The sequence below is a fragment of the Pseudomonas sp. ANT_J28 genome (genome assembly GCF_008370005.1).
Classification (GTDB): domain Bacteria; phylum Pseudomonadota; class Gammaproteobacteria; order Pseudomonadales; family Pseudomonadaceae; genus Aquipseudomonas; species Aquipseudomonas frigoris.
Window position 1 is genome coordinate 197,860 of record NZ_VOBM01000002.1, and the last position, 25,183, is coordinate 223,042.

The window sequence follows — 25,183 nt, forward strand, 5'->3', positions numbered from 1 at the left end:
ATACTCTCGACGGTCTCAGTTCACAGCGGACGTCGCTTCGACATGACGCGGCAAGGTCACCCGGATACGGGTGCCGCGTTGGCTTTGAACATCAGCCGGGCTGTCGATGGTGATTTGTCCATAATGCTCTTCAACGATGGAATAGACCAGTGCAAGGCCCAGACCGGTGCCTTCGCCAGGATCCTTGGTGGTGAAGAAAGGTTCGAACAATCTATCCATGATGTTCTTCGGAATACCGCTGCCTTCGTCCTCCACGATCAAATCGACCGTGTGTTCGCCGGCTTCGCTTTTGACCCGCACCGCACTGCCCGGAGGCGAGGCGTCGCGGGCGTTTGAGAGCAGGTTGATCAGTACTTGTGCAAGCCGCTGGGGGTCGCCTTCGACCCAGTGATCGGGATCGCACAGGTTGTAGAACTGCACTTCGAAATTGCGTCGGTTCAGGGCCAGCAAGCCGATGGCATCCTGGGCCACTTCGGCCAGACAGACGGGCTCGTCGCTGTGCTGATGGCTGCCGGCGTGGGCGAAGCTCATCAGCGACTGAACGATGCGCGACACGCGTTTGGTCTGCTCCAGGATCTGCCCGCTGATTTCCTTCAGTTCGCTGTCTTCTTCGCGCTCTTCGCGCAGGTTCTGCGCCAGGCAGGCGATGCCGGTGATCGGGTTGCCGATTTCATGGGCCACGCCGGCGGCGAGTCGGCCGATGCTGGCCAAGCGCTCGGAGTGCACCAGTTTGTCTTCGAGCATCTGGGTTTCGGTCAGGTCTTCCACCAGTAGAACCAGGCCGCTGTTACCCGGTGCGAGCGGTTCATCGATCGCGGCTTTGTGCAGGTTCAGCCAGCGGGTCTGGCCGTCAAGGGCCAGGTGCTGTTTGTGCAAATGCTCGTCCGGCAGATTGATGAAGCCTTGCAACAGCTCTTTCCATGGATCGGCAATGGTGCTCAGGCGCGAACCGACCACACGCTGCGCGGCAATCCCGGTCAGCTCCTCCATGGCTTTGTTCCACATGAGGATTTCCTGATCCTTGGCCAGCGAGCAGACGCCCATCGGCAATTCCTGCAGGGTCTGGCGGTGATAGCGGCGCAGGGCATCGAGTTCGGCGGCAAGCCCGGTCAGGCGCGAGTGGTAATCCTCGAGGCGACTTTCGATGAAGTGGATGTCTTCGGTGACGTAGTTTTCGCCACCGGCCTTATAAGGCAGGAATGTCTCGACCATGTCTTGAGCCACGCTCGGTCCCATCAGGCCGGAGAGGTTGGCTTCGATACGGTCGCGCAATCGGCGCAAGGCGTAAGGCCGCCGCTCATCGAAAGGCAGATAGAGGTCACGCAGAGCCTGTTCGACTTCTTTCTGCGCAGCCTTGGCGCCCAAGGGTTTTGCAAGCTGCGTGGCGAATTCCTGGGGTGATGCGGCGTGCAGTTCGCGGCGTTGCGGCCGGCGTACGTTGTCCACGGCGCAGGCTTCTGCCGCGCTGGCCTCTTCGCTGCTGGCATTGGTGAACAGCGAGATCAGGGTGAACATCAGCACGTTGGCCGCCAGCGAGGCGATCGCCGCCATGTGCCAACTGGTGTCGTCCAGCACGTAGATCATGTTCAGCAGCGGTATGTAGAAGCCCTGCAGATTGCCGACCAGCGGCAGCAGCATGGTCACCAGCCACACCAGAATCCCCGCGAGCAAACCGGCGATGAAACCACGGCGGTTGGCGGTCGGCCAGTACAGTACCGACAGCACGCCCGGCAGGAACTGCAGGGTGGCGACGAAGGCGACAATGCCCAGATTCGCCAGATCCTGCTCCGCGCCCAGCAGCAGGTAGAAACCGTAACCGGCCATGATGATCGCGACGATCAGCGCCCGGCGGGTCCACTTCAACCAACGGTAGATATTGCCTTCGGCGGGTGGCTGATAAAGCGGTAGCACCAAGTGGTTCAGCGCCATCCCGGACAGCGCCAGGGTGGTGACAATGATCAACCCGCTGGCCGCCGACAATCCACCGACATAGGCCAATAGCGCCAAGGCCTTGTTATTGGCGGCGATGCCGATGCCCAGCGTGAAGTATTCCGGGTTGGTGGTGGCGCCGAGTTTCAGTCCGGCCCAGAGAATCAGCGGTACCGCCAGGCTCATCAACAGCAGGAACAGTGGCAAGCCCCAGCTCGCACTGACCAGCGAGCGCGGGTTGAGGTTTTCGGTAAATGTCATGTGGTACATGTGCGGCATTACAATCGCCGAGGCGAAGAACACCAGCAGCAACGTGCGCCATGGGCCTTCCTGCAATGGCGTGTGCAAAGCGGCGAGGGCGGTCTGGTTTTGCAGTAGCCACAGTTCCAGTTGTTGCGGGCCATCGAACACGCCATACAGCGCATAGAGGCCAACGCCACCGATGGCGATCAGTTTGATCACCGACTCGAAAGCAATCGCGAACACCAGGCCTTCGTGTTTCTCGCGGGTGGCAATGTGGCGGGAGCCGAAGAAGATGGTGAACAGCGTAATCAGTGCGCAGAAGCTCAGGGCTACGCGATGTTGCACCGGCTCGCGGGTGAGGATGCCGATGGAATCGGCCACCGCTTGAATCTGCAACGCCAGCAACGGCAGCACGCCGATCAGCATGAAAATCGTGGTCAGTGCGCCGGCCCAGGTGCTGCGGAAGCGGAAGGCGAACAGATCGGCCAGAGACGACAGCTGATACGTGCGGGTGATCTTCAGGATCGGATACAAAAGCACCGGTGCCAGCAGAAACGCGCCGGAGACACCCAGATAGCTGGATAAAAATCCGTAGCCGTATTGATAGGCCAGGCCCACCGTGCCGTAAAACGCCCACGCACTGGCGTAAACGCCCAGCGACAGGGTGTACGTCAGCGGGTGGCGAATGATCGCCCGGGGGATCATGCCCCGTTCGCTGACCCAGGCTACGCCGAACAGCACCGCAAGGTATGCGGCGCTGATCAGGATCATCTGGGTCAGGCTAAAGCTCATCGGCATCTTTTTGGCTCTGCAGGATGAAGGTCACGACGATCAGAATCAGCCAGAGCAGATAAGGGCGATACCAGGCGCCAGTGGCGTCGATCCACCAATCCATGATGGCCGGGGAGAACAGATAAATCCCCACTACCAGGAGCAGGACCAAGCGATAGATGTACATCCCGGCCTCTCTTTTTTATGCGCGTGCCCGAAAACGTGCGGCGATGGTAACGGATGGGCGCGCCACTGCAAGTGTGATCACTGTAGTTGTGCTTCGGGCAGGTTGAGTGCGCGCGGGATCAGCACTGCATCCCAGTGGGCGATGCCCCAGTTCAACACTTCCCGTGGGGTGGCGTAAGCCAGTTCGGCACCGGGATTCTGCCCCAGTGCGCGCAATGCACGCAGCAACAAGGGGGTTGCCTGATCTTCGGTCAACGGCGGCGAGCGATAGGACTTGCCGAGCTTGTTGCCATCGGGCTGGGTAATCAGCGGGATATGCAGATAACGCGGTTGCGGCAGGCCAAGCAGTTCTTGCAGGTAGAGCTGGCGCGGTGTTGAGTCGAGCAGGTCGGCGCCGCGGACGATATCGGTAATGCCTTGCCAGGCGTCGTCCAGCACCACCGCCAGTTGATAGGCGTAGAGCCCGTCGCGGCGACGAATCACGAAATCGCCGACTTCCCGGCCCAGGTGTTGGCGGTATTCGCCTTGCACCCGGTCGATGAAGTGGTATTCCAGCTCGGGGACGCGCAGGCGAATCGCCGCATCTTTGGTGCCGTGGCCGGCGTTGCGGCACAGTCCCGGATAAATCCCGTGATAGGGCGCAAGTGTTTTGCGCGAGCAGGTGCAAGCGTAGGCCAGGCCATGATTGAACAGGCGATTGAGGACTTCGGCGTAGGCATCGTGCCGGTCACTCTGTCGGACCATTTCACCATCCCACTCGAAACCGTAGCTTTCCAGGGCTTTAAGGATCGCTGCTTGAGCGCCGGGCTCTTCCCGTGGCGGATCGAGATCTTCCATGCGCATCAGCCAGTGACCACCCACCGAGCGCGCGTCGAGGTACGAGGCCAGCGCTGCGACCAGCGAACCGAAATGCAGATGTCCACTGGGCGTGGGGGCGAAGCGCCCGATGTAGGTGGGGGCGGTCATAAAGGCGACGTTACTTTCCAGGCTTGCACCAATCACCCTGTGGGAGCGGGCTTGCTCGCGAATGCGTTGGGTCAAACACCATCAATTTTGAATGTCAGATCGCATTCGCGAGCAAGCCCGCTCCCACAGGTTTCGTGTCGAGGCGAACATCAGAAACAAAAACGGAGCGTTCGCACGCTCCGTTTTTCGTTCAAGTCGAGATTACTTGCCGACTTGCTTTTCCTTGATTTCCGCCAGGGTCTTGCAGTCAACGCACATGTCGGCGGTAGGGCGGGCTTCCAGTCGCTTGACGCCAATTTCGACGCCGCAGGACTCGCACCAGCCATATTCTTCGTCTTCGATCAACTGCAGCGTCTTGTCGATCTTTTTGATCAACTTGCGCTCGCGGTCGCGGGCACGCAGCTCGAGGCTGAATTCTTCTTCCTGGCTGGCACGGTCTGCCGGGTCCGGGAAGTTGGCCGCTTCGTCTTTCATGTGATCAACCGTACGGTCGACTTCCTGCATCAAGTCCTGTTTCCACTTATTCAGGATCTTGGTGAAGTGAGCGCGCATGGGCTTGCCCATGTATTCCTCGCCCTTTACTTCTTTGTAGGGTTCGAAGCCGCTGATCGACTGGTTTTGCTGCTTTGCTTGGGTGGGCATGAAATGGACCGCCTCTACTCTTGTAATCCATTGCGCAGGATTGCTCCATCACCGACACCTGCCGGCCCTGCGGCTGCAAGCGGGCGAACTTACCAGATCAAATCGGACCGCGCTACTCCCGGATGTCGAGGTAGTGGCCCGCAGTGCTTGCAAATGATTGCAAAGCCTTGTCTGGTGGCGCTGGAGACCTGATCAATTATTGATTTTAGTCAAACCTGGGACACACGCTTGAGTCGTTTGAGACCAAAGTTATAACGGTCTGACCGCTTTAGGTTCTCGCTCGTTCCTGCGCTTGGGTAGAATTGGTTTTTTTCCCCGTTGAAGGAAGGCTAATGGCTCAGTCCTACAGTGCCCGCAGTCGCGCGATCGAACCTTTCCATGTCATGGCGCTGCTGGCGCGGGCCAATGAACTGCAAGCCGCTGGTCACGACGTGATCCACCTGGAAATCGGCGAACCAGACTTCACCACCGCCGAGCCGATCATTCAGGCCGGCCAGGCCGCCCTGACGGCGGGGAAGACCCGTTACACCGCCGCGCGTGGCATTCCCGAGTTGCGTGAGGCCATTTCCGGCTTTTATCAGCAACGTTACGGTTTGAGCATCGACCCGCACCGAATCCTCATCACGCCTGGCGGTTCTGGTGCGCTGCTGCTGGCCAGCGCCTTGTTGGTGGATCCGGGCAAGCACTGGCTGTTGGCGGACCCGGGATACCCCTGCAACCGGCACTTTTTGCGGTTGGTGGAAGGCGCAGCGCAACTGGTGCCGGTCGGTCCGGACGTGCGCTATCAGCTGACGCCGGACCTCATTGCGCGCCATTGGGACCACGACAGCGTCGGCGCTCTGGTGGCGTCGCCGGCGAACCCGACCGGAACGATCCTGACCCGTGATGAGCTGGCGGGCCTGTCTGCTGCGATCAAGGAACGCCATGGTCATCTGGTGGTAGACGAGATCTATCACGGACTGACTTACGGCACCGATGCGGCCAGCGTGCTGGAAGTCGATGACAGTGCCTTTGTGCTGAACAGCTTCTCAAAGTATTTCGGGATGACCGGTTGGCGCCTCGGTTGGCTGGTGGCGCCGGAAGCGGCGGTCGGTGAGCTGGAAAAGCTCGCCCAGAATCTCTACATCAGCGCCCCGAGCATGGCTCAGCACGCCGCTCTGGCCTGCTTCGAACCGGCCACGATCAGCATTCTGGAAGAGCGTCGCGCCGAATTCGGCCGTCGTCGGGATTTCCTGCTGCCAGCCCTGCGAGCGTTGGGCTTTGGTATCGCCGTTGAGCCTGAAGGCGCGTTCTACTTGTATGCCGATATCAGCAAGTTCGGCGGTGATGCCTTCGCGTTCTGCCGACATTTTCTCGAAACCGAACACGTGGCAATTACTCCGGGTCTGGACTTCGGTCGTTATCAGGCGGGCCACCATGTGCGGTTTGCCTACACCCAAAGTCTTCCGCGCCTACAGGAAGCGGTCGAGCGGATTGCGCGCGGCTTGAAGAGCTGGCAAGGCTGATGCGTTTTCATCCTCCCCTCGAAGAAGGTCGTTTGATTCGTCGTTACAAACGTTTTCTCGCCGATATCGAAACCGTTAGCGGCGAGTTGCTGACCATTCACTGCCCGAACACCGGCTCGATGCTCAATTGCCAGGTCGAAGGCGGGCAGGTCTGGTTCAGCCGTTCCAATGACCCCAAGCGCAAGTTGCCCGGTACCTGGGAAATCGGCGAAACCTCGCAGGGACGCTTGTTTTGTGCGAACACCGGACGGGCCAACGGCTTAATCGAAGAGGCACTGCGAGCCGGTGTCATCACCGAACTGAACGGTTTTACCGAAATGAAACGTGAAGTGGCCTACGGTCAGGAGAGCAGTCGCATCGATTTTCGCCTCGATTACCCGAGCGGGCCGGCTTACGTAGAAGTCAAAAGCGTGACCCTGGGCTTCGATGGTTCTTCAGTGGCGGCGTTTCCCGATGCGGTGACCCAGCGCGGGGCCAAGCATTTGCGCGAATTGGCGCATCTGGCCCGGGACGGAATTCGTGCGGTGCAGTTGTATTGCGTCAATCTCACCGGCATCGACGCCGTGCGTCCTGCAGAAGAAATCGATTCGGCCTACGCCGCCGCCTTGCGTGAGGCGGTGTCATGCGGGGTCGAGGTGCTGGCCTATGGCGTGCGTATGACCCACGAAGAAATGGTGGTCGATCGGCGTTTGGATGTGTTGCTGAACGGCTAAAGACTGACCCAGATCCCTTGCTCGTCTTCGCGGCAGGCGACTGTGGTCAGGGACTGACCAGCGCAAGGGCCGGCGACGCATTCGCCGTCTTCGATCAGAAACAGTGCGCCGTGGGTCGCGCACTGGATCAGGCTGTTGCTGGGGTCGAGAAACTGGTCAGGCTTCCATTCCAGTCCCACGCCACGGTGCGGGCAGCGATTGATGTAGACGTAAACCTGGCCGCCACGGCGTACGGCAAAGAGCTTCTGGCCGTCGATGTCGAAACCGCGACTGCTGGCATCGGCCAGCTCAACGCCTGCACAAAGAAACTTCATGTCTATCCTCAAGTCCTGCGGCTCGTGACTGGATATGTCCAAGCTTGACGTTCAAATGCAAACAATTATCAAATGGCCGCCTTGCCCTTCGGTTACAGATGCCAGGCGCCAAGGATACGTGGCCTGTCATTTCAATGCCCGGGAAAACCCTTAAAGGAAGCTGTTTATGCGCCTGAATACCCGCGTTGCTGCGCTCTGTGTCGGACTCTTCGTCAGCCACCATGCCGCAGCGGCCGAGTTGCCACAACGTTGGGTCAGTGCCGGTGGAGCTTTATCGGAATGGATCAGCGCGCTGGGCGGTGAATCGAAACTGGTGGGTGTCGACACTACCAGCCAGCACCCGGAATCGCTCAAGGCATTGCCAAGCATCGGGTATCAGCGGCAATTGTCGGCGGAGGGTATTTTGAGCTTACGCCCGCAGATACTGGTCGGCACCGAGGAAATGGGACCGCCACCGGTACTTTCGCAGGTTCGCAGTGCAGGCGTGCAGGTCGAACTGTTCTCGGCCCAGCCGGACCTGTCGACGCTGCAGGGCAATTTGCAGCGTCTGGGCAAGTTGCTTGGCGCTGACGATCAGGCCTCACACTTGTTCCAGACTTATCAACAGCAACTCGATCAGCAAAGGATCCGGGTCACTCGGGCGCAGTTGAAGGAAAAATCGCCGGGCGTATTGTTGTTGCTTGGCCACGCGGGCGACAAACCACTCATCGCCGGCAAGGACACCGCCGCCGATTGGTTACTGCAACAGGCCGGTGGGCACAATCTGGCCACGCATACTGGCTACAAGCCCTTTTCTGTCGAGTCGCTGGTCAGTCTTGATCCCGATGTGCTGGTGTTTGCCGACCGTGCGCTGACCGGCGATGCGGCCCGTGCGGCGTTGTTCAAGGAGAACCCGATTCTGTCCTCGACCCGCGCGGCCAAGGACGGGCGAGTCATGGAGCTTGATCCGACGTTGTTGGTCGGGGGATTGGGGCCGCGGCTACCCGCTGCGTTGAGAAAACTGTCTGACGCTTTCTACCCCGGTTCGGCCAGTCAATGACCGTCCTGGTTAAACCCCGCGCTTTATTCATTGGTCTGATCTTGCTGTGTGTGGTGGCCATCTGGCTGTCGTTGGCGCTTGGGCCGGTAAGCTTGCCGTTGTTCGACACCTTGCGTGCAGCCCTGCGGCTGGTGGGTGTACCGATCGCGCCCGGCGGACTGGAGCAGGCTGAGCTGATCCTCGGGCAGATTCGTTTGCCGCGAACCTTGTTGGGTTTGGCCGTGGGAGGGGTGTTGGCATTGTCCGGTGTGGCGATGCAGGGGTTGTTTCGTAATCCTTTGGCCGATCCGGGGCTGGTCGGCGTCTCAAGCGGTGCGGCATTGGGCGCGGCCATTGCGATCGTCGGTGGATCTGTGTTCGGCGGTCTGCCTGAATCCTTCGGGCCGTATCTGTTATCGCTGTGCGCGTTTCTCGGCGGGCTCGGCGTGACGGCATTGGTGTATCGACTGGGCCGGCGCAACGGGCAGACCCACGTCGCGACCATGCTGCTGGCCGGTATTGCGTTGACTGCGCTGGCCGGCTCCGCCGTGGGGCTGTTCACCTATCTGGCGGATGACGCGACGCTGCGCACCCTGACGTTCTGGAACCTGGGCAGCCTCAATGGCGCCAGCTATTCGCGGCTCTGGCCGTTACTGCTGATCAGTGCCGGCGTGGCGCTGTGGCTGCCGCGCCGGGCCAAAGCCCTGAATGCGTTGTTGCTGGGGGAGTCGGAGGCGGGTCATCTGGGTATCGACGTCGAAGGGCTCAAGCGCGAATTGGTGTTTTGCACGGCGCTGGGTGTTGGTGCTGCGGTGGCCGCGGCGGGGATGATCGGGTTTGTTGGTCTGGTGGTGCCGCATCTGGTGCGATTGCTGGCGGGCCCCGATCATCGTGTGCTGTTGCCAGCGTCAGTATTGGCGGGGGCCAGTCTTTTGTTGTTTGCCGATCTGGTGGCGCGACTGGCCCTGGCGCCGGCTGAATTGCCGATCGGGATCGTCACGGCTTTCATCGGTGCGCCGTTCTTTCTGTATTTATTGCTCAGAGGGCGTGCCTGATGTTGCGAACGCAAAATCTGCAAATCCGTCGCGGCCGAAAGATTGTCCTGACGGACGTCACGCTTGAGCTCAAACCGGGCGAAGTCCTCGGTGTGCTGGGGCCTAACGGAGCCGGTAAAAGCACTTTGCTCGGCGCCTTGTGCGGCGAGTTGCACGCTCATCATGGCAGCGTCTGGCTCGACGAGCGTGAGTTGAGCGATTGGGCTGGGACGTCGCGAGCGCAGCGCTTGGCGGTATTGCCGCAGGTGTCGACCCTGGACTTCGCCTTTCGTGTCGAAGAAGTGGTCGGCATGGGCCGCTTGCCGCATCAAAGCGGCCGGGTCCGCGATGACGAGATCGTTGCCGCTGCATTGCACGCTGCCGATGCCGGACATTTGAGTGGCCGCAGTTATCTGGCCTTGTCCGGTGGCGAACGTCAGCGGGTGCATCTGGCGCGGGTTCTGGCGCAGCTCTGGCCGGGCGAGGCGGGGCAAACGTTGTTGCTCGATGAACCAACGTCGATGCTCGACCCGCTTCATCAGCACACCACGTTGCAAGCCGTACGCGAGTTCGCCAATCGTGGCGCAGCGGTGCTGGTGATCCTGCATGATCTGAACCTGGCTGCGCGCTATTGTGATCGCCTGCTACTGCTCGACGGCGGGCGCCCCGTGGCGCTCGATACGCCGGAGCAGGTGTTGCGCCCGGAACCACTCAAGGCAGTGTTCGGGCTGGAAGTGCTGGTGCAGCAGCACCCGGAGCGTGGGCATCCGTTGATCATCGCCCGCTGAGTTTTTTATGGAGTGAAAACATGCGTGGGATTTTGATGCTGGCCTTGCTGTTGCTGAGTGCCTGTCAGCATGTTTCGACTCCGCCGCCTGTTGTCGGCGAGATCCGGGACTTGCGCAGCGGTCAGACCCTCACGGCAGAGGAACTGGTTAAACGGTTGGAAAAGCCCTCGAGGCTGATCGTGGGCGAGCAACATGACAATCGCGATCACCATGCACTGCAGTTGTGGTTATTGCAGTCGCTGGGTGAGCGCCGAGCTCAAGGCAGTCTGCTGCTGGAAATGCTCACGCCGGATCAACAGCTGCGCGTTGATGACGTTCGCCACGCCTCGACACCACCGGCGGATTTGCCCGGTGCATTGGCCTGGCGGGCTGGCTGGGACTGGAATCTGTACGGGCCGATCGTACGTTTCGCCCTGAGCCAGCCATACCCGCTGCTGGCTGCCAATCTGGACATGCTTGAAGTCCGCGCCGTTTACGCCAACCCTCCGATATTGAACGGTTCGCGCTCCAACGCAGCTTCTGTGAAGGACGAGTTGCTGAAGCAAGTCAGCGACTCCCACTGTGGCCTGCTGCCGAAATCGCAGATGCCGGCAATGCTGGCGGTCCAGCAGCAACGTGACAGACGGATGGCCGAACGCCTGCTGGCGGCACCCACTCCTTCACTGCTGTTCGCCGGCGCTTACCATGCGCGCAAGGATGTCGGCGTGCCGATTCATGTACTTGATCTGGGAGTGCCTCAGGCGCCTGTGGTGCTGATGCTGGCGGAGCAGGGCAGCGAGGTTACACCGGCCATGGCGGATTACGTCTGGTACACGCCTGCCACGCCACCGCAGGATTATTGCGCGCAAATGCGTAAGCAATTTGGCAAGTGATCGACCGACTTTTCTCCAGGCAAAAAAAGACCCGGCAAGAGCCGGGTCAAATAACCGTGATTAGCCTGATGAGGAGATATCTGAGAGTCCGAACCAAGGGCTTTTCAAATATCGACCAGTCTCGCGACCAGTTGTGATAATCATAGCGATTCTCATTACCAAGTCAACCGCTGATTTCTCAATTATTTGAAATGCACTTTCCGCTCGCTGGAAACGCCCGTAATCATTGGATTTCAGCCTGTGCGGTTGAGCGAGCTCAGCTGAATGATCTGCTTGTTCAGCAGATCAATGCGTCGGGCCATGCTCTCGATCAGGCTATGGGCGATCTTCGGATTGCTTTGGGTCAGGCTGAGAAACTGGTCCTTGGGGATCAGCATGACAGTGCTGGGTTCGCTGGTGATCACGCTGGCATTACTCTTTTCGCCGGTAAACACCGCCATGGCGCCAAAAATCTCGTCCTTGGGTATATCGCCGACTTTATACCCGTCGACAAAGGCTTCGGCATGGCCATCGATGATGACGAATACGTGATTCGCGTCTTCGCCCTGATGGATCAACACTTCGCCACTGGCCACGCGCTGAAAACCATTGGTGCTTCGAAACTCAGGTTGTTTCAGGCGGGCGAGTGCGTCGGACAGCAGGGCGGACTGACCGGCCATGTATTGAAGGAACAACTCCGACCGCTCCGGGTCGGCATAGATATGCTGAAAAACCTCGGAGCGCAGATACGGCGTCAGTGCCAAGGGGCTATCGCTGCGAAAGCGGCAACGCGGCAGCTCTGTGCCCTGGCGCAAGCCGATCAGATCTCCCTCGTGCAGATAGAACAATGCCCGCTCGTCAACGCACCCATGCAGCAGGCCATTTTCCAGCACAAACAGTTGATCGCCGGGTAACAGGACGGCCAGATCATCGACGGCTGAAAATTCCAGGCTCGGTCCGCAGGGCATCAAACCTTCCAGCAGCCGGACAGGAATATGTTGCAGTCGGTTGATCAGCGCGTCGGCGTAAGCCGGTTGTTCCCCAAGTAGGTACATGGCTGCTGCGTCCGTTCAGTTCTTGTGACGTGACGAGATAGCTTCCAGCTGTTTGTTCAAGGCGTCCTTGCGCTCGGCGGGAATATCATTCCAGTGCACATCCATCAGGGCACCTTCGATGGCATACAACAACACTTTGGACGCCCGAAACCCGCGCGTGCGCACGGCCCGATAAGCATCCACCGCCCCCAGGCGACGCAAGTCCGAGGCGCTGTGGATGCCCACGGCATGCAGCCACTGCGCCGACGTCTTGCCAAGATTCTTCAGGTGCTGCAGTTCATCATTCATCAAGCCTCCTTGCGACGGCCGAACGGTGCGTGGGCGAGCTTCTCAGGAGTGTAGCCATCAGTAGGAAAAGCGTGATTGTTTGGTCGGTTTCGACGCAAAAGCTTCTAAGAGGCAGATGTCTGGAGAGAGGAAATGTCTGCGAGTGCAGTAGAGGCAGGCAACGCAATCCCTGTGGGAGCGAGCTTGCTCGCGAAGACGTAGTGTCAGTCGACATCAATGTCGAATGTCATACCGCCTTCGCGAGCAAGCTCACTCCCACAGGGATCGTGTCATATCGGGGAGGCGATGCGGGTATTAGCGGGTGCGATAACGCAGGCGTGTACCGAAATTCATCGACATAAGGATCTCGTCAGCACTCAGCTCTGGCGGGAAGTAGGCGCCGGAGATCTGTGCATGAGCAAGGCTCGCGCCTTCCAGGGAGGCGTTGCGAAAGTCGATGCCGCGCAAGTCGGCGGAGCGGAAGTAGGCATCGGTAAAGTCGACGCCGTCGGCGTTCAATTCACGCAGGTCCAGGCCCCGGAAATCGCCACCGACCATGTCGATAGGTCCGTCTTTTGGCCGCTCGTTGTTGAAACCTGTGATGTCGTCTTTGTGCAGCAACGCATAAAGCGGGGTGTCGAGAAGTTTCGGCTGGCTCATGTCACATCACCTGTTGGTTTTATGACGCCAGTATAGTGCCACTATTTGACAGCCGTGAAGCCGGCGAAGGCTTCACGGCTGAAATAGTTTCTTACAGACCCGGCAGGCGCTGGCGAATCTGTGCAACGACGGTGTCGAGGGTCCCGCTTTCATTGGTCTGAACGCGTTTGCTGCAGAGAATCTCTTCAGGCGTCAGGGCCTCGCGAGTGGCTTGCTGGGCTTCGATAACCGCCAGGTTGGCGTCGGACGGGTCCTTTTTGTCTGCCTGACGCAGGGCCAGCCAGCTCTCGATCACCGCTTGCGGCGCATTGCAATCGAGGATCAGGAATGGCGCGCCGGTGGCTTCGGCGATTTTCGCTGCGCCGTCACGCTGGTCGCGCTTGAGGTACGTTGCATCGATCACCACGGGGAAGCCAGCACGCAGGATCACCGCGGCAACTTCATGCAGGCGGGTGTAAGTGGCGGCGCTGGCGTCGGCGCTATAGATGCCGGCCTGCGGGTCGTTTGGCACGGTTTGCTCGCCGAACAGACGTTTGCGCTCTACATCGGAACGCAGGCGAATGGCGCCCAATGCTTCCACCAGGCGCATGGCCACGTGGCTCTTGCCGACGGCAGAAACACCGTGGGTGATGGCCATGAAGCGCGAAGGAATGGTGCTGTAGCTTTCCGCCAGGTTGGCGTAGTTGCGGTACTGGCGCAGGGTGGTGGCGCGCTGCACCGGGTCGGCCTCGGCCGGCATGCTGAACAGGCTGACCTTGGCGCGAACCAGTGCGCGATAGGCTTTATAGAAGTTCAGCAACTCAAGACCCTGGTAATCGCCGGTCAGTTCCAGGTACTGGCTGATGAAGCGGCGCGCCAGGCTCTTCAGGCCACGGTCTTCCAGGTCCATCGCCAGGAAGCCAGTGTCGGCATAAACGTCGGTGAAGCGGAACGGTTCGTTGAACTCGATGCAGTCGAAGATCACGACCTTGCCATCGATCACGGTGGCGTTGCCCAGGTGGATGTCACCGTGGCATTCGCGGATGAAACCTTCGGCCTTGCGCTGGGCGAACAGCGGCTTGAGGCGTTCGAAGCTGCTTTCGGCCCAGGCTTGCAGCGCATCCAGTTGCAGCAGATCAGCCTTGTCGCTGAGGAACGGGCGGATCTGATCGAAGTTCTGACGTACCGGCGCCATCACGCTGTCCGGCGTGCCGGCTTCGTGTTCGGCAGGCACTTTCGGTGCGCTGAGGTGGAATTGGGCGATCTGCGCGGCCATCTCGTCGATGTGCGCAGTGGTCAATTCGCCGTTGGCTTGTAGGGTGCTGAGTAACCCGCATTGTGGGAATTGACGCATCTTCAGTGCGTAATCGACAACCGGACCATCGCCGCCCAGTTGTGGGGCTTCGGCGCTGCCGGTGATTGGCAACACTTCGAGGTACAAATCGTTGGTCAGGCGTTGGTTCAGGCGTAGTTCTTCAGCGCAGAAATGCTCGCGGGCGTCGAGGCTGGTGAAGTCGAGGAAGCCGAAATTCACTGGCTTCTTCACTTTATAAGCAAAGGGGCCAGTGAGGATTACCCAGGAAATATGGGTTTCGATGACCTGGAACCCGTCTACGGGATGCGGGTAGAGGGCCGGGTTTTGCAGGGCAGCGATCAGGGACTGGCTCACAGGCGATCCTTCAGAGTCTGGGGAAAATTCACGGCCGTCATTATGGCCGCAAGTCCGTCTGACGCAAACCTCGGAGGGCTCCTGTTGAGTATGAATAAAGTGCGTATAATCCGCCGCCATGACTCGTACTCGATCCCCCCGCACCCCCAAAAAACCACCTTCCAAGGGCCTGCGCCCCTGGCTGGGCTGGGCCCTTAAACTCAGTCTGGTCGGCCTTGTGGTGCTGGCCGGGTTCGCGGTTTACCTCGACGCGATCGTCCAGGAGAAGTTCTCCGGCAAGCGCTGGACCATTCCGGCCAAGGTGTACGCGCGCCCGCTGGAGCTGTTCGTCGGACAAAAGCTCAGCAAGGACGATTTTCTGACCGAACTCGATGCCTTGGGTTATCGACGTGAAAGCGTGAGCAATGGACCCGGCGCGGCGGCGGTCACCGGCAATACCGTCGACTTGAATACCCGTGGCTTCCAGTTCTATGAAGGCATGGAGCAAGCGCAACCAGTACGGGTGCGTTTCTCTGGCGACTACGTGGCCGAACTTTCGGCGACCAACGGTTCGAAACTCTCTGTGGTGCGGTTGGAACCGCTACTGATTGGCGGGATTTACCCGAAAAATCTCGAAGATCGCATTTTGATCAAAATTGATCAGGTCCCGCCGTATTTGCTGGAAACTCTGGTCGCTGTGGAAGACCGGGATTTCTACAGCCACTGGGGCGTGTCGCCCAAGTCGATTGCCCGGGCCATCTATGTCAACACCTCTGGCGGCAAGATGACCCAAGGCGGCAGTACGCTGACGCAACAATTGGTCAAGAACTTCTACCTGACCAGCGAACGCAGCCTGACCCGTAAACTCACCGAAGCCATGATGGCGATGTTGCTTGAGCTGCATTACGACAAACGAGAAATTCTTGAGGCTTACCTCAATGAAGTGTTCGTCGGTCAGGATGGGCAGCGCGCGGTGCACGGCTTCGGCTTGGCAAGCCAGTTTTTCTTCGGGCAGCCGTTGTCTGAACTGAAGCTGCATCAAGTCGCGATGCTGGTGGGCATGGTCAAGGGTCCGTCCTATTACAACCCTCGTCGCAACCCTGAACGGGCGCTTGAACGGCGCAATCTCGTGCTCGATGTACTTGAGCAACAAGGTGTTGCCACCACCGATCAGGTCGCTGCTGCGAAGAAAATGCCACTGGGTGTGACGACTCGCGGCAAGCTGGCCGACAGCTCGTTCCCCGGCTTCCTCGATCTGGTCAAGCGTCAGCTGCGCGAAGACTATCGCGACGAAGACTTGACCGAAGAAGGCCTGCGGATTTTCACCAGTTTCGACCCGATCCTGCAGATGAAAGCCGAGGCGTCGGTCAACGACACCTTCAAGAGACTCTCCGGGCGCAAGGGTTCCGATGAGGTTGAAGCGGCCATGGTCGTGACCAACCCGGAAACCGGTGAAGTCCAGGCCATGATCGGCAGTCGCCAGGCAAGTTTTGCCGGCTTCAACCGTGCGCTGGATGCTGTGCGACCGATCGGTTCTTTGATCAAGCCGGCGGTTTATCTGACAGCCCTTGAGAAACCGAGCCAGTACACCTTGACCAGTTGGCTGTCGGACGATTCCTTCTCGGTCAAAGGCGCGGACGGTCAAGTCTGGAAACCGCAGAACTACGATCGCCGTTCCCATGGCACCGTATTCCTGTATCAGGGCCTGGCGCATTCCTACAACCTGTCGACCGCGCGTCTCGGGTTGGCGGTGGGCGTGCCGAATGTCCTGAAGACCTTGGGGCGCCTGGGCATAACTCGAGAGTTTCCGGCATTCCCGTCGATGTTGCTGGGGGCCGGTGGAATGACCCCGATCGAAGTGGCGACCATGTACCAGACGCTCGCCAATGGTGGTTTCAATACGCCAATGCGCGGGATCCGTAGCGTATTGACCGCTGAAGGCGAACCGCTCAAGCGTTATCCGTTCCAGATTCAGCAGCGTTTTGATCCGGCCTCCATTTACCTGATCCAGAGCGCCATGCAGCGGGTCATGCGTGAAGGTACCGGCAGTTCGGTTTACAACGTGTTGCCGAAAACCCTGACCCTGGCCGGCAAGACCGGTACCAGTAACGATTCGCGGGACAGCTGGTTTGCCGGCTTCAGTCAGGACCTGCTGGCAGTGGTCTGGCTGGGTCGCGATGACAACGGCAAGACTCCGTTCACTGGCGCCACCGGTGCGTTGCAGGTCTGGACCAGTTTCATGCGCAAGGCCGATCCGTTGCCGCTGGACATGCCGCAGCCAGACAACATTGTTCAGGCCTGGGTCGATTCGCGAACCGGACAAGGCTCTGATGCCAACTGCCCAGGTGCCGTGCAGATGCCGTATATTCGCGGCAGCGAACCGCCTCCCGGTGCCGCTTGCGGTGGCGAAAGCCCTGTTTCCGGCGAAACGGTGATGGATTGGGTCAAGGGCTGGATGAATTAAGCAAAGAGGGCTTCAAGTGAACAAGTGGTTGATTCCAGCGGTTACCGCCGTGGCTTTGCTCAGCGGTTGCTCCTCCGTACAACGCGGGTCGATTCCGGTTGTGGATTCCGGTAGCGCCGTTTCGAACAGTGAACGAGTTTCGGCGAATGGCGGTTTCCGTAAGACGACGACTAAACGTCCTGCGCAAGCCCAGACTCAGGCGATTCCACAAGGTGATACCGGCGTCGTCGTGATGGTCCCAGGTGGCGGCGCAGTGACGTCGGCACCGATCAGCACTGCGCCGATCACGCCAGGCCCGATTACCCCGGGGCCGATCGATACCGCGCCGGTCCAGTCGGCACCGGTCAATCAGGGCAGCTACAGCATGCCGTCGACGCCGAGCGGGATTCCTTCGGCGAACTCCGGTGGCTTGTCTGCCGATGAGCAATTGGATGGTCCGGTTCTGGCCTTGCTGACTACCGCTCAGCAGCAACAGGCGAGCGGTGATCTCAACGGTGCTTCCTCCAGCCTCGAGCGCGCCCAGCGGGTTGCGCCGCGTGAGCCGCAAGTGCTTTATCGTCTGGCTCAGGTGCGTATGGCTCAAGGCGATGCGCCACAAGCCGAGCAGTTTGCTCGTCGTGGCCTGACCTTCGCCAACGGTCGTCCGGCACTTCAGGCCAGTCTGTGGGAATTGATCGCTCAGGCGCGTGAGAAACAGGGTGATTCTGCTGGCGCCTCATTGGCCCGTCAGAAGGCCAAGGTTTCGCTGTGATGGATGCACGCTTTCCGAAGATTGCTGAACAGTTGCTATTGATCGAGCGTGAGCTGCGGGTTCAGGGTTGGTGGGACGAGGTCTCGCCCTCCGCCGAAGCGCTTTCCAGTGTCGAACCATTCTCGGTCGATACGCTGGATTTCGAGCAGTGGCTGCAATGGATCTTCCTTGCGCGAATGAAGGCGATCCTCGAGCAGGATCTGCCCTTGCCAAGCGCTTCGGGAATTCAGGAGATGGCCGAAATGGTCTTCGCCGCCCGTAATGTCCAGGGCAAGGACCGGCAGTTGCAGGTGCTGCTCAAAGAGTTTGATCTACTGATCACCGCCTCTCGCTGAATCCGCTCAGGTGTCTACTGGCAGTTATCCGCAATCTGTTTCTGTGCTTCGCTAATGCGCTCCTGCCGCTGATGGTCGGTCAGGCGGCGCATCTCACCTTCGACATCCTCCCGTACTCGCGGATTGTTCTGCAGCTGAGCCAGGTTCGTCCGCGCCTGTTCGCAGAATACCTTTAGCTGGGCTTGCTGCTCGGTGACCTGTTTTTTAACTTTATTGTCGATAGCCTGTTGATCACCAATGGTGCCGCTGCGTGGCGACGGGGGCGGGTTGCTTGCAGGCGAGGAGGGCGTGACCACGGTGGTGGCTTCCCGGCCTTGGGGCGGCTGGGCGTCGAAGTGGGTGACGCCTTGGGCGTCGACCCATTTGTAGATTTGAGCGGCCATGCACAAAGGGCTGATGCCAATCAGCAGGCTGGCGGTCAGGAAAAACGTTCGCATGCCATTTCCTTGTATTGGGTTGCGCAATTGAAGCTAACACAGTTGCTGTTTAGCGGTTTTTTCTTGCTTTCTCATGTGCTTAGTTCAATAAAGCACATAGACGACTTGACTTGGAGAGGACGAAACAGAAGAATCCAAAGTCCGCTGTAGAGGGACTGCCAGAAGCAGGCCCGCTCAGCAGATCATGAGGCGCACATCCGCGCCGACCTGTTACACCCGCAACGCGTTACCTCGCGCTGGGTGGGAAAGGCCCGCAACACTTGGGACGATCCCAATACTTGCTCAGTCAGTGCTGACGTAGTCGGCGACCACCGTCGCTCATGCTCTGCTGAGAAGTAAACCTATTAAGACCCGTCCTCTTTTATGTGGGCGGTATTCTGGCGTTTTAGAGGTGAACAACGTGGAGCTTTTATCTGGCGGTGAGATGCTCGTCCGCTTTTTGCGTGACGAAGGCGTCAAATATATCTACGGGTACCCGGGTGGTGCTCTTCTTCATGTCTACGATGCCCTGTTCAAAGAACCGGAAGTGACCCACATCCTGGTTCGTCACGAACAGGCTGCGACCCATATGGCTGACGGCTATGCCCGTGCCACCGGTAAAGCCGGTGTGGTACTGGTGACCTCCGGCCCGGGCGCAACCAACGCCATCACCGGTATTGCCACGGCCTACATGGACTCCATTCCGATGGTGGTCATTTCCGGCCAGGTGCCTAGCAACATGGTGGGCACCGATGCGTTCCAGGAAACCGACATGATCGGTATCTCCCGGCCGATCGTGAAGCACAGCTTCATGATCAAGCACGCGTCGGAAATCCCGGAAGTCATGAAGAAAGCGTTCTACCTCGCGCAATCCGGTCGTCCTGGTCCGGTCGTTGTCGATATCCCGAAAGACATGACCAACCCGGCCGAGAAGTTCGAATACGTCTTCCCGAAAAAAGCCAAGCTGCGTTCCTACAGCCCGGCCGTTCGCGGTCACTCCGGGCAAATCCGCAAGGCGGCAGAAATGCTCCTGGCGGCCAAGCGTCCTGTGATGTACGCAGGCGGCGGCGTGATTCTCGGAGGCGGCTCCGCGCCGCTGACCGAGCTGGCGAAGATGCTCAACCTGCCAGTGACCAATACCCTGATGGGTCTGGGTGCCTACCCTGGCACCGACCGTCAGTTCATCGGCATGCTCGGCATGCACGGCAGCTACACCGCTAACCTGGCGATGCACCATGCCGACGTGATCCTTGCAGTCGGCGCGCGCTTCGATGACCGTGTGATCAATGGCCCGGCCAAATTCTGCCCGAATGCCAAGATCATTCACATCGACATCGACCCGGCTTCGATTTCCAAAACCATCAAGGCAGACGTTCCTATCGTCGGTCCGGTGGAGAGTGTCCTGACCGAAATGGTCGCGATCCTCAAGGAAATCGGCGAGACCCCGAACAAGGAGTCCGTTGCCAGTTGGTGGAAGCAAGTTGACGAGTGGCGTGGCGACCGCGGCCTGTTCCCGTACGACAAGGGCGACGGCAGCGTCATCAAGCCGCAGACCGTGATCGAAACCCTGTGCGAAGTCACCAAGGGCGATGCCTTTGTGGCCTCCGATGTGGGCCAGCACCAAATGTTTGCGGCGCAGTACTACACGTTCAATAAGCCGAACCGCTGGATCAACTCCGGTGGCCTGGGCACCATGGGCTTCGGTTTTCCGGCGGCCATGGGTATCAAGCTGAGCTTCCCGGATGCCGACGTCGTCTGCGTGACGGGTGAGGGCAGTATCCAGATGAACATTCAGGAACTGTCCACCTGTCTGCAATATGGCTTGCCGGTCAAAATCGTCATCCTGAACAACGGCGTTTTGGGTATGGTTCGCCAGTGGCAAGACATGAGTTACGGAAGCCGTCACTCGCACTCCTACATGGAATCGCTGCCTGACTTCGTTAAGCTGGCAGAGGCCTATGGTCACGTCGGCGTGCGTATCACCGACTCCAAAGATTTGAAGTCGAAGATGGAGGAAGCGTTCGCCATGAAGGATCGCCTGGTGGTGCTCGACATTTCGGTCGACACCAGCGAGCACGTCTATCCGATGCAGATCAAAGACGGCTCCATGCGCGATATGTGGCTGAGCAAGACGGAGCGTACATAATCATGCGGCACATTATTTCCTTGCTTCTGGAAAACGAACCGGGTGCTCTGTCTCGTGTAGTCGGCCTGTTCTCGCAGCGCAACTACAACATCGAAAGCCTGACCGTGGCACCGACCGAAGACCCGACCCTGTCGCGCCTGACGTTGACCACTGTCGGCCACGATGAAGTCATCGAGCAGATCACCAAGAACCTGAACAAGCTGATCGAAGTGGTCAAATTGGTCGACCTGTCGGAGAGTGCTCACATCGAGCGCGAACTGATGCTGGTCAAGGTCAAGGCCACCGGCGCCCAGCGCGCCGAGATCAAACGCACTACCGATATTTACCGTGGGCAGATCGTCGATGTCAGCGCTAGCGTGTATACCGTTCAACTGACCGGTACCAGCGACAAGCTCGACAGCTTCATTCAGTCCATCGGCACCGCCTCGATTCTGGAAACCGTCCGTAGCGGCGTAACCGGTATCGCCCGCGGCGACAAAGTACTCAGCATCTAAACCAAATTAGCGAATGGCCTGAACGGCCTGGATATATAGGGGAATTTCATGAAAGTTTATTACGAAAAAGACTGCGACCTGTCGATCATCCAGGGCAAGAAAGTTGCCATCATCGGTTACGGTTCCCAGGGCCACGCTCAAGCGTGCAACCTGAAAGACTCCGGCGTTGACGTTACTGTTGGTCTGCGTAAAGGTTCGGCCACTGTTGCCAAAGCCGAAGCTCACGGTCTGAAGGTGACCGACGTTGCTTCCGCTGTTGCGGCTGCTGACCTGGTCATGATCCTGACCCCGGACGAGTTCCAGTCCGCTCTGTACAAGAACGAAATCGAGCCGAACATCAAGAAAGGCGCCACCCTGGCCTTCTCCCACGGCTTCGCGATCCACTACAACCAGGTTGTTCCGCGCGCCGACCTCGACGTGATCATGATCGCGCCGAAAGCGCCGGGCCACACCGTGCGTTCCGAGTTCGTCAAAGGCGGCGGTATCCCTGACCTGATCGCTATCTATCAGGATGCTTCCGGCAACGCCAAAAACGTTGCACTGTCCTACGCTGCTGGCGTTGGTGGCGGTCGTACCGGCATCATCGAAACCACCTTCAAGGACGAGACTGAAACCGACCTGTTCGGCGAACAAGCTGTTCTGTGCGGCGGTACCGTTGAACTGGTCAAAGCCGGTTTCGAAACTCTGGTTGAAGCTGGCTACGCGCCGGAAATGGCTTACTTCGAATGCCTGCACGAACTGAAACTGATCGTTGACCTCATGTACGAAGGCGGTATCGCCAACATGAACTACTCGATCTCCAACAACGCTGAATACGGCGAGTACGTGACCGGTCCGGAAGTGATCAACGCCGAATCCCGTCAGGCCATGCGCAACGCCCTGAAACGTATTCAGGACGGCGAATACGCCAAGATGTTCATCAGCGAAGGCGCTACCGGCTATCCTTCGATGACCGCCAAGCGTCGTAACAACGCCGCTCACGGTATCGAAATCATCGGCGAGCAACTGCGCTCCATGATGCCGTGGATCGGTGCCAACAAGATCGTCGACAAAGCTAAAAACTAAGTCGCGCACTTGTACGAAAAACGCGGCCTAGGCCGCGTTTTTTCGTTTGGGTGGCTGGTTCTGGTATAAAGCTGCATCGTTTGCGGCCGAACCGTCGTCCCAGACACCTGTCCAAACTTTCCACCCCGTTGCAAGGTAATGTCCATGAGCGAACGTCCCGAAGAGCCAAACCAGGCTTCTGACGCCGAAAGCCTGCTGCCCATCGATGAACACATCGAGGAAGGGCATGACGCTGAAGGTCGTAAAGTCCGGCATCGTGGTATCTATCTTCTGCCGAATCTGTTTACCACTGCGAATCTGTTCGCAGGGTTTTATTCCATCATCAACTCGATGAGCGCCCAGAGCGCCTTGAGTGCCGGTGATTCGATTGGTGCGAGCAAGTATTTTGCTTTTGCTGCGATCGCGATTTTTGTCGCGATGGTGCTCGACGGCCTCGATGGTCGCGTTGCCCGTATGACCAATACCCAGAGCGCCTTCGGTGCCGAGTACGACTCGCTGTCCGACATGGTCGCCTTTGGTGTTGCGCCCGCATTGTTGGCATTCGGTTGGGCCTTGGGCGACATGGGTAAGGTCGGCTGGATGGTTGCCTTCATTTATGTAGCCGGTGCAGCGTTGCGTCTGGCGCGTTTCAATACCCAGGTCGGCACTGCGGACAAGCGCTACTTCATTGGTCTGGCCAGTCCGGCTGCTGCTGGTGTGGTCGCAGGCATTGTCTGGGCGTTCAGTGATTACGGCATTCAGGGTTCGAAGATGTCCTTCCTGGTTGCGCTGATGGTCGCTGCCGCCGGCATGCTGATGGTCAGCAACATCAAGTACAACAGCTTCAAGGAGCTGGATCTGAAAGGGCGCGTACCTTTCGTGGCCATCCTCGCGGTGGTATTGGTGTTTGCCGTAGTGTTCAGTGATCCGCCGCGCATCCTGCTGCTGGTTTTCCTTGCCTATGCGGCTTCTGGTCCGGTGCAGTACCTGTTGCGTCTTCGTCGGCACAAAAACGCTGAGTGATGTAATTTCCCTCATACTCCGCAGTCTGTTGGTGCATCTGTTCTCCAATGCTGCGGAGTTACCATGCTGATCAAAGTCTCCAAGGCGTCTGACTGCAATGAGTCGGACGTCACGCCTGAATCCTTCTATCTATCTCGTCGCAATGTTCTCGGTGCCGCCGTGGCCGGTTTGGCCGTGAGTAGTCTGCCGCGTTGGGCGGCTGCGGATGATGCTGTGCGTTATGCGGATGTTGAGCCTGGCAAGGCGCCTTCCTGGTTTGTCGAAAAACTTCCTTCTACCAAGTGGGGCGCGATCAGCGTCAAGGATGAGGCGATCACGCCATTCAAGGATGCGACCCATTACAACAACTTCTATGAGTTCGGCACCGATAAAGGTGATCCTGCCGCCAACGCCGGCGCGTTGAAAACCGAACCTTGGAGTGTGGTGGTGGACGGGGAGGTGGGCAAGCCGGGACGGTACGCACTGGAAGACTTCATGAAGCCTTATCAGTTCGAGGAGCGCATCTATCGTCTTCGCTGTGTAGAGGCCTGGTCAATGGTCATTCCATGGATCGGATTTCCCATCTCGGCCTTGCTCAAGGAAGTTGAGCCAACGTCCAAAGCCAAATTCATTCGCTTCGAAACCCTGGAAGACCCCAAGAGCATGCCCGGGCAACGTTCCGGTTTTGCCTTGATTGAGTGGCCTTATGTGGAAGGGCTACGCCTGGATGAGGCGATGAACCCGTTGGCGATTCTTGCCGTGGGTATGTACGGGCGGGAGTTGCCGAATCAGAACGGCGCGCCTCTGCGTTTGGTGGTCCCGTGGAAGTACGGCTTCAAGAGCGTCAAATCCATCGTGCGGATCAGTCTGGTTAGTGAGCAGCCGAAAACCACCTGGCAGAGCATTGCCTCGGATGAGTATGGTTTTTATGCGAACGTGAATCCTGCGGTCGACCATCCACGTTGGACTCAGGCGTGCGAGCGGCGTTTGCCGAGTGGATTGTTCAAGCCCAATGTGCGGGATACGCAGATGTTCAATGGCTACTCGGATGAAGTCGCCTCTCTATATACAGGGCTCGATTTGCGGAAAAACTACTGATGCGATTTCCGTTTTGGCGAATTGGTGTCTTTATAGCTGTTGCGGTCTTGCCGCTGCTTTGGTTGTATCAGGCCTGGGAGGATGTGCTGGGGCCTGATCCGGGCAAGGTGCTGGTTGACCGGTTGGGGCTGGGGACGCTTGTCCTGCTACTCATTACTTTAAGCATGACACCTCTGCAGAGACTTACCGGTTGGGCGGGGTGGGTTGCTGTCCGACGGCAACTGGGGCTGTGGTGCTTCGCTTATGTGGTTTTGCATTTGAGTGGGTATACGGCGTTCATCCTCGGCTTTGATTGGTCGCAGTTGGGGGTCGAGTTGCGCAAGCGACCGTACATTATTGTCGGGACGCTGGGGTTTCTCTGTTTATTGGCGTTGGCGGTGACCTCAAATCGCTATAGTCAGCGGCGTTTGGGTTCTCGCTGGAAGAAATTGCATCGTCTTGCCTATGTGGTTCTCGGGCTTGGATTGCTGCATATGTTGTGGATCGTGCGTGCTGATCTTAAGGAGTGGGCGGTTTACGCCTCTATAGGTGCATTGCTATTAGTGTTGCGACTACCCCCTGTAACCCGCCGAATCCCCCGTTTAATGGCTAAAAGGTCAACTTCTGCAAGAAAGGCGTAATTAAGGGTTGACGGCAGATTCTGGAAGTCTATAATTCGCCCCACTTCCGGCGCAGTCGAAACGGAAAACTCCTTGGTAAACAATGAGTTATGCAGTTTTCGACAGCGAGTTGCTTCAGGTCATCGAAGCCCAGAAGGAGTTGAAAGAGTGGTGTTGTTTGGCTCTTTTAACGATTCGATCTTCTCGGTCGAAAGCGGTGTAAAAGAGGTGTTGACAGCAGCGAGTAACGCTGTAGAATTCGCCT

At 58.6% G+C, this 25,183-nt stretch carries 25 protein-coding genes; 15 read left to right on the forward strand and 10 right to left on the reverse strand.

Features of this window, described 5'->3' with window-relative positions; genetic code table 11:
• Positions 1–15: 15 nt before the first annotated feature.
• The 4 genes from FQ187_RS02015 to dksA form a co-directional block, all read right to left on the reverse strand.
• Positions 16–2,970, reverse strand: coding sequence for a sensor histidine kinase (locus FQ187_RS02015; RefSeq protein ID WP_162247459.1), 2,955 nt, complete (start codon positions 2,968–2,970; stop codon positions 16–18).
• A complete protein-coding gene (locus FQ187_RS02020; protein ID WP_003176118.1) occupies positions 2,954–3,130 on the reverse strand; it encodes a hypothetical protein in 177 nt (58 codons plus the stop codon). The genes FQ187_RS02015 and FQ187_RS02020 overlap by 17 nt, the downstream gene beginning before the upstream one ends.
• A gap of 77 nt (positions 3,131–3,207) precedes the next feature.
• On the reverse strand, positions 3,208–4,095 hold the full coding sequence (gluQRS, locus tag FQ187_RS02025; RefSeq protein ID WP_149628211.1) for a tRNA glutamyl-Q(34) synthetase GluQRS: 888 nt from the start codon (positions 4,093–4,095) through the stop codon (positions 3,208–3,210).
• A gap of 201 nt (positions 4,096–4,296) precedes the next feature.
• Positions 4,297–4,737: an RNA polymerase-binding protein DksA gene (dksA, locus tag FQ187_RS02035; RefSeq protein WP_007902025.1), complete on the reverse strand. Its 441-nt coding sequence runs from the start codon at positions 4,735–4,737 to the stop codon at positions 4,297–4,299.
• Positions 4,738–5,069: 332 nt separating this feature from the next.
• On the opposite strand from dksA, the gene FQ187_RS02040 reads away from it, so the two are divergent.
• Both FQ187_RS02040 and sfsA read left to right on the forward strand, forming a co-directional pair.
• Complete coding sequence (locus FQ187_RS02040) at positions 5,070–6,242, forward strand: pyridoxal phosphate-dependent aminotransferase (RefSeq protein ID WP_149628213.1); 1,173 nt, start codon at positions 5,070–5,072, stop codon at positions 6,240–6,242.
• Positions 6,242–6,955 carry a DNA/RNA nuclease SfsA gene (gene sfsA, locus FQ187_RS02045; RefSeq protein ID WP_149628214.1) on the forward strand — a complete coding sequence of 238 codons (714 nt, stop codon included), beginning with the start codon at positions 6,242–6,244 and terminating at the stop codon, positions 6,953–6,955. The genes FQ187_RS02040 and sfsA overlap by 1 nt, the downstream gene beginning before the upstream one ends.
• Here the strand turns inward: sfsA and FQ187_RS02050 are convergent.
• Positions 6,952–7,269 carry a Rieske (2Fe-2S) protein gene (locus tag FQ187_RS02050; RefSeq protein ID WP_008153288.1) on the reverse strand — a complete coding sequence of 106 codons (318 nt, stop codon included), beginning with the start codon at positions 7,267–7,269 and terminating at the stop codon, positions 6,952–6,954. The two genes, sfsA and FQ187_RS02050, sit on opposite strands and share 4 nt — an antisense overlap.
• Positions 7,270–7,435: 166 nt before the next feature.
• Between FQ187_RS02050 and FQ187_RS02055 the strand changes: the two genes are divergently transcribed.
• From FQ187_RS02055 to FQ187_RS02070, 4 genes are read left to right on the forward strand one after another with little or no spacing between them, the layout of a single operon-like run.
• The gene (locus FQ187_RS02055; RefSeq protein ID WP_149628215.1) at positions 7,436–8,308 is read left to right on the forward strand and encodes a hemin ABC transporter substrate-binding protein; all 873 of its coding nucleotides are present in this window, start codon (positions 7,436–7,438) and stop codon (positions 8,306–8,308) included.
• Positions 8,309–8,358: 50 nt separating this feature from the next.
• On the forward strand, positions 8,359–9,342 hold the full coding sequence (locus FQ187_RS02060) for an iron ABC transporter permease (protein WP_178122662.1): 984 nt from the start codon (positions 8,359–8,361) through the stop codon (positions 9,340–9,342).
• Positions 9,342–10,109 carry a heme ABC transporter ATP-binding protein gene (locus tag FQ187_RS02065; RefSeq protein WP_149628217.1) on the forward strand — a complete coding sequence of 256 codons (768 nt, stop codon included), beginning with the start codon at positions 9,342–9,344 and terminating at the stop codon, positions 10,107–10,109. Before FQ187_RS02060 ends, FQ187_RS02065 begins: the two co-directional genes overlap by 1 nt.
• 20 nt (positions 10,110–10,129) lie before the next feature.
• Positions 10,130–10,981 (forward strand): ChaN family lipoprotein, encoded by an 852-nt coding sequence (locus FQ187_RS02070; protein WP_149628218.1) that lies wholly within the window; start codon positions 10,130–10,132, stop codon positions 10,979–10,981.
• A gap of 233 nt (positions 10,982–11,214) precedes the next feature.
• Here FQ187_RS02070 and FQ187_RS02075 read toward each other — a convergent pair whose 3' ends face one another.
• From FQ187_RS02075 to FQ187_RS02095, 4 genes are all read right to left on the reverse strand, one after another.
• The gene (locus FQ187_RS02075) at positions 11,215–12,015 is read right to left on the reverse strand and encodes a Crp/Fnr family transcriptional regulator (RefSeq protein ID WP_149628219.1); all 801 of its coding nucleotides are present in this window, start codon (positions 12,013–12,015) and stop codon (positions 11,215–11,217) included.
• 15 nt (positions 12,016–12,030) lie between these two features.
• The gene (locus FQ187_RS02080; protein ID WP_003228231.1) at positions 12,031–12,303 is read right to left on the reverse strand and encodes a TfoX/Sxy family protein; all 273 of its coding nucleotides are present in this window, start codon (positions 12,301–12,303) and stop codon (positions 12,031–12,033) included.
• 294 nt (positions 12,304–12,597) lie between these two features.
• Entirely contained in the window at positions 12,598–12,942 is a 345-nt protein-coding gene (locus tag FQ187_RS02090) for a pentapeptide repeat-containing protein (RefSeq protein ID WP_008015079.1), read from the reverse strand.
• A gap of 91 nt (positions 12,943–13,033) precedes the next feature.
• Positions 13,034–14,590, reverse strand: a complete 1,557-nt coding sequence (locus FQ187_RS02095) for a bifunctional aminoglycoside phosphotransferase/ATP-binding protein (RefSeq protein ID WP_149628221.1) — start codon at positions 14,588–14,590, stop codon at positions 13,034–13,036.
• A gap of 118 nt (positions 14,591–14,708) precedes the next feature.
• Between FQ187_RS02095 and mrcB the strand changes: the two genes are divergently transcribed.
• The 3 genes from mrcB to FQ187_RS02110 are packed head-to-tail and all read left to right on the forward strand — an operon-like array spanning position 14,709 to position 18,119.
• Positions 14,709–17,033, forward strand: coding sequence for a penicillin-binding protein 1B (gene mrcB, locus FQ187_RS02100; protein ID WP_149628222.1), 2,325 nt, complete (start codon positions 14,709–14,711; stop codon positions 17,031–17,033).
• 16 nt (positions 17,034–17,049) lie between these two features.
• Complete coding sequence (locus FQ187_RS02105) at positions 17,050–17,784, forward strand: M48 family metallopeptidase (protein WP_149628223.1); 735 nt, start codon at positions 17,050–17,052, stop codon at positions 17,782–17,784.
• Positions 17,784–18,119 carry a YqcC family protein gene (locus tag FQ187_RS02110; protein ID WP_149628224.1) on the forward strand — a complete coding sequence of 112 codons (336 nt, stop codon included), beginning with the start codon at positions 17,784–17,786 and terminating at the stop codon, positions 18,117–18,119. Before FQ187_RS02105 ends, FQ187_RS02110 begins: the two co-directional genes overlap by 1 nt.
• Positions 18,120–18,133: 14 nt before the next feature.
• On the opposite strand, the gene FQ187_RS02115 is transcribed toward FQ187_RS02110, so the two are convergent.
• Positions 18,134–18,556: a DUF4124 domain-containing protein gene (locus FQ187_RS02115; RefSeq protein ID WP_149628225.1), complete on the reverse strand. Its 423-nt coding sequence runs from the start codon at positions 18,554–18,556 to the stop codon at positions 18,134–18,136.
• Positions 18,557–18,956: 400 nt separating this feature from the next.
• Here FQ187_RS02115 and FQ187_RS02120 point away from each other — a divergent pair, with 400 nt between their 5' ends.
• The 6 genes from FQ187_RS02120 (at position 18,957) to msrQ (ending at position 24,939) form a co-directional block, all read left to right on the forward strand.
• Positions 18,957–20,681: an acetolactate synthase 3 large subunit gene (locus FQ187_RS02120; protein WP_149628226.1), complete on the forward strand. Its 1,725-nt coding sequence runs from the start codon at positions 18,957–18,959 to the stop codon at positions 20,679–20,681.
• Positions 20,682–20,683: 2 nt separating this feature from the next.
• On the forward strand, positions 20,684–21,175 hold the full coding sequence (gene ilvN, locus FQ187_RS02125) for an acetolactate synthase small subunit (protein ID WP_003176102.1): 492 nt from the start codon (positions 20,684–20,686) through the stop codon (positions 21,173–21,175).
• A 48-nt stretch (positions 21,176–21,223) separates the two neighbouring features.
• The gene (gene ilvC / locus FQ187_RS02130; RefSeq protein ID WP_007948647.1) at positions 21,224–22,240 is read left to right on the forward strand and encodes a ketol-acid reductoisomerase; all 1,017 of its coding nucleotides are present in this window, start codon (positions 21,224–21,226) and stop codon (positions 22,238–22,240) included.
• A 144-nt stretch (positions 22,241–22,384) separates the two neighbouring features.
• Positions 22,385–23,242 (forward strand): CDP-diacylglycerol--serine O-phosphatidyltransferase, encoded by an 858-nt coding sequence (gene pssA, locus FQ187_RS02135; protein WP_056746100.1) that lies wholly within the window; start codon positions 22,385–22,387, stop codon positions 23,240–23,242.
• Positions 23,243–23,305: 63 nt separating this feature from the next.
• Positions 23,306–24,319, forward strand: a complete 1,014-nt coding sequence (gene msrP / locus FQ187_RS02140) for a protein-methionine-sulfoxide reductase catalytic subunit MsrP (protein ID WP_149628227.1) — start codon at positions 23,306–23,308, stop codon at positions 24,317–24,319.
• A complete protein-coding gene (gene msrQ, locus FQ187_RS02145) occupies positions 24,319–24,939 on the forward strand; it encodes a protein-methionine-sulfoxide reductase heme-binding subunit MsrQ (protein ID WP_149628228.1) in 621 nt (206 codons plus the stop codon). The genes msrP and msrQ overlap by 1 nt, the downstream gene beginning before the upstream one ends.
• The last annotated feature ends 244 nt before the right edge of the window (positions 24,940–25,183 follow it).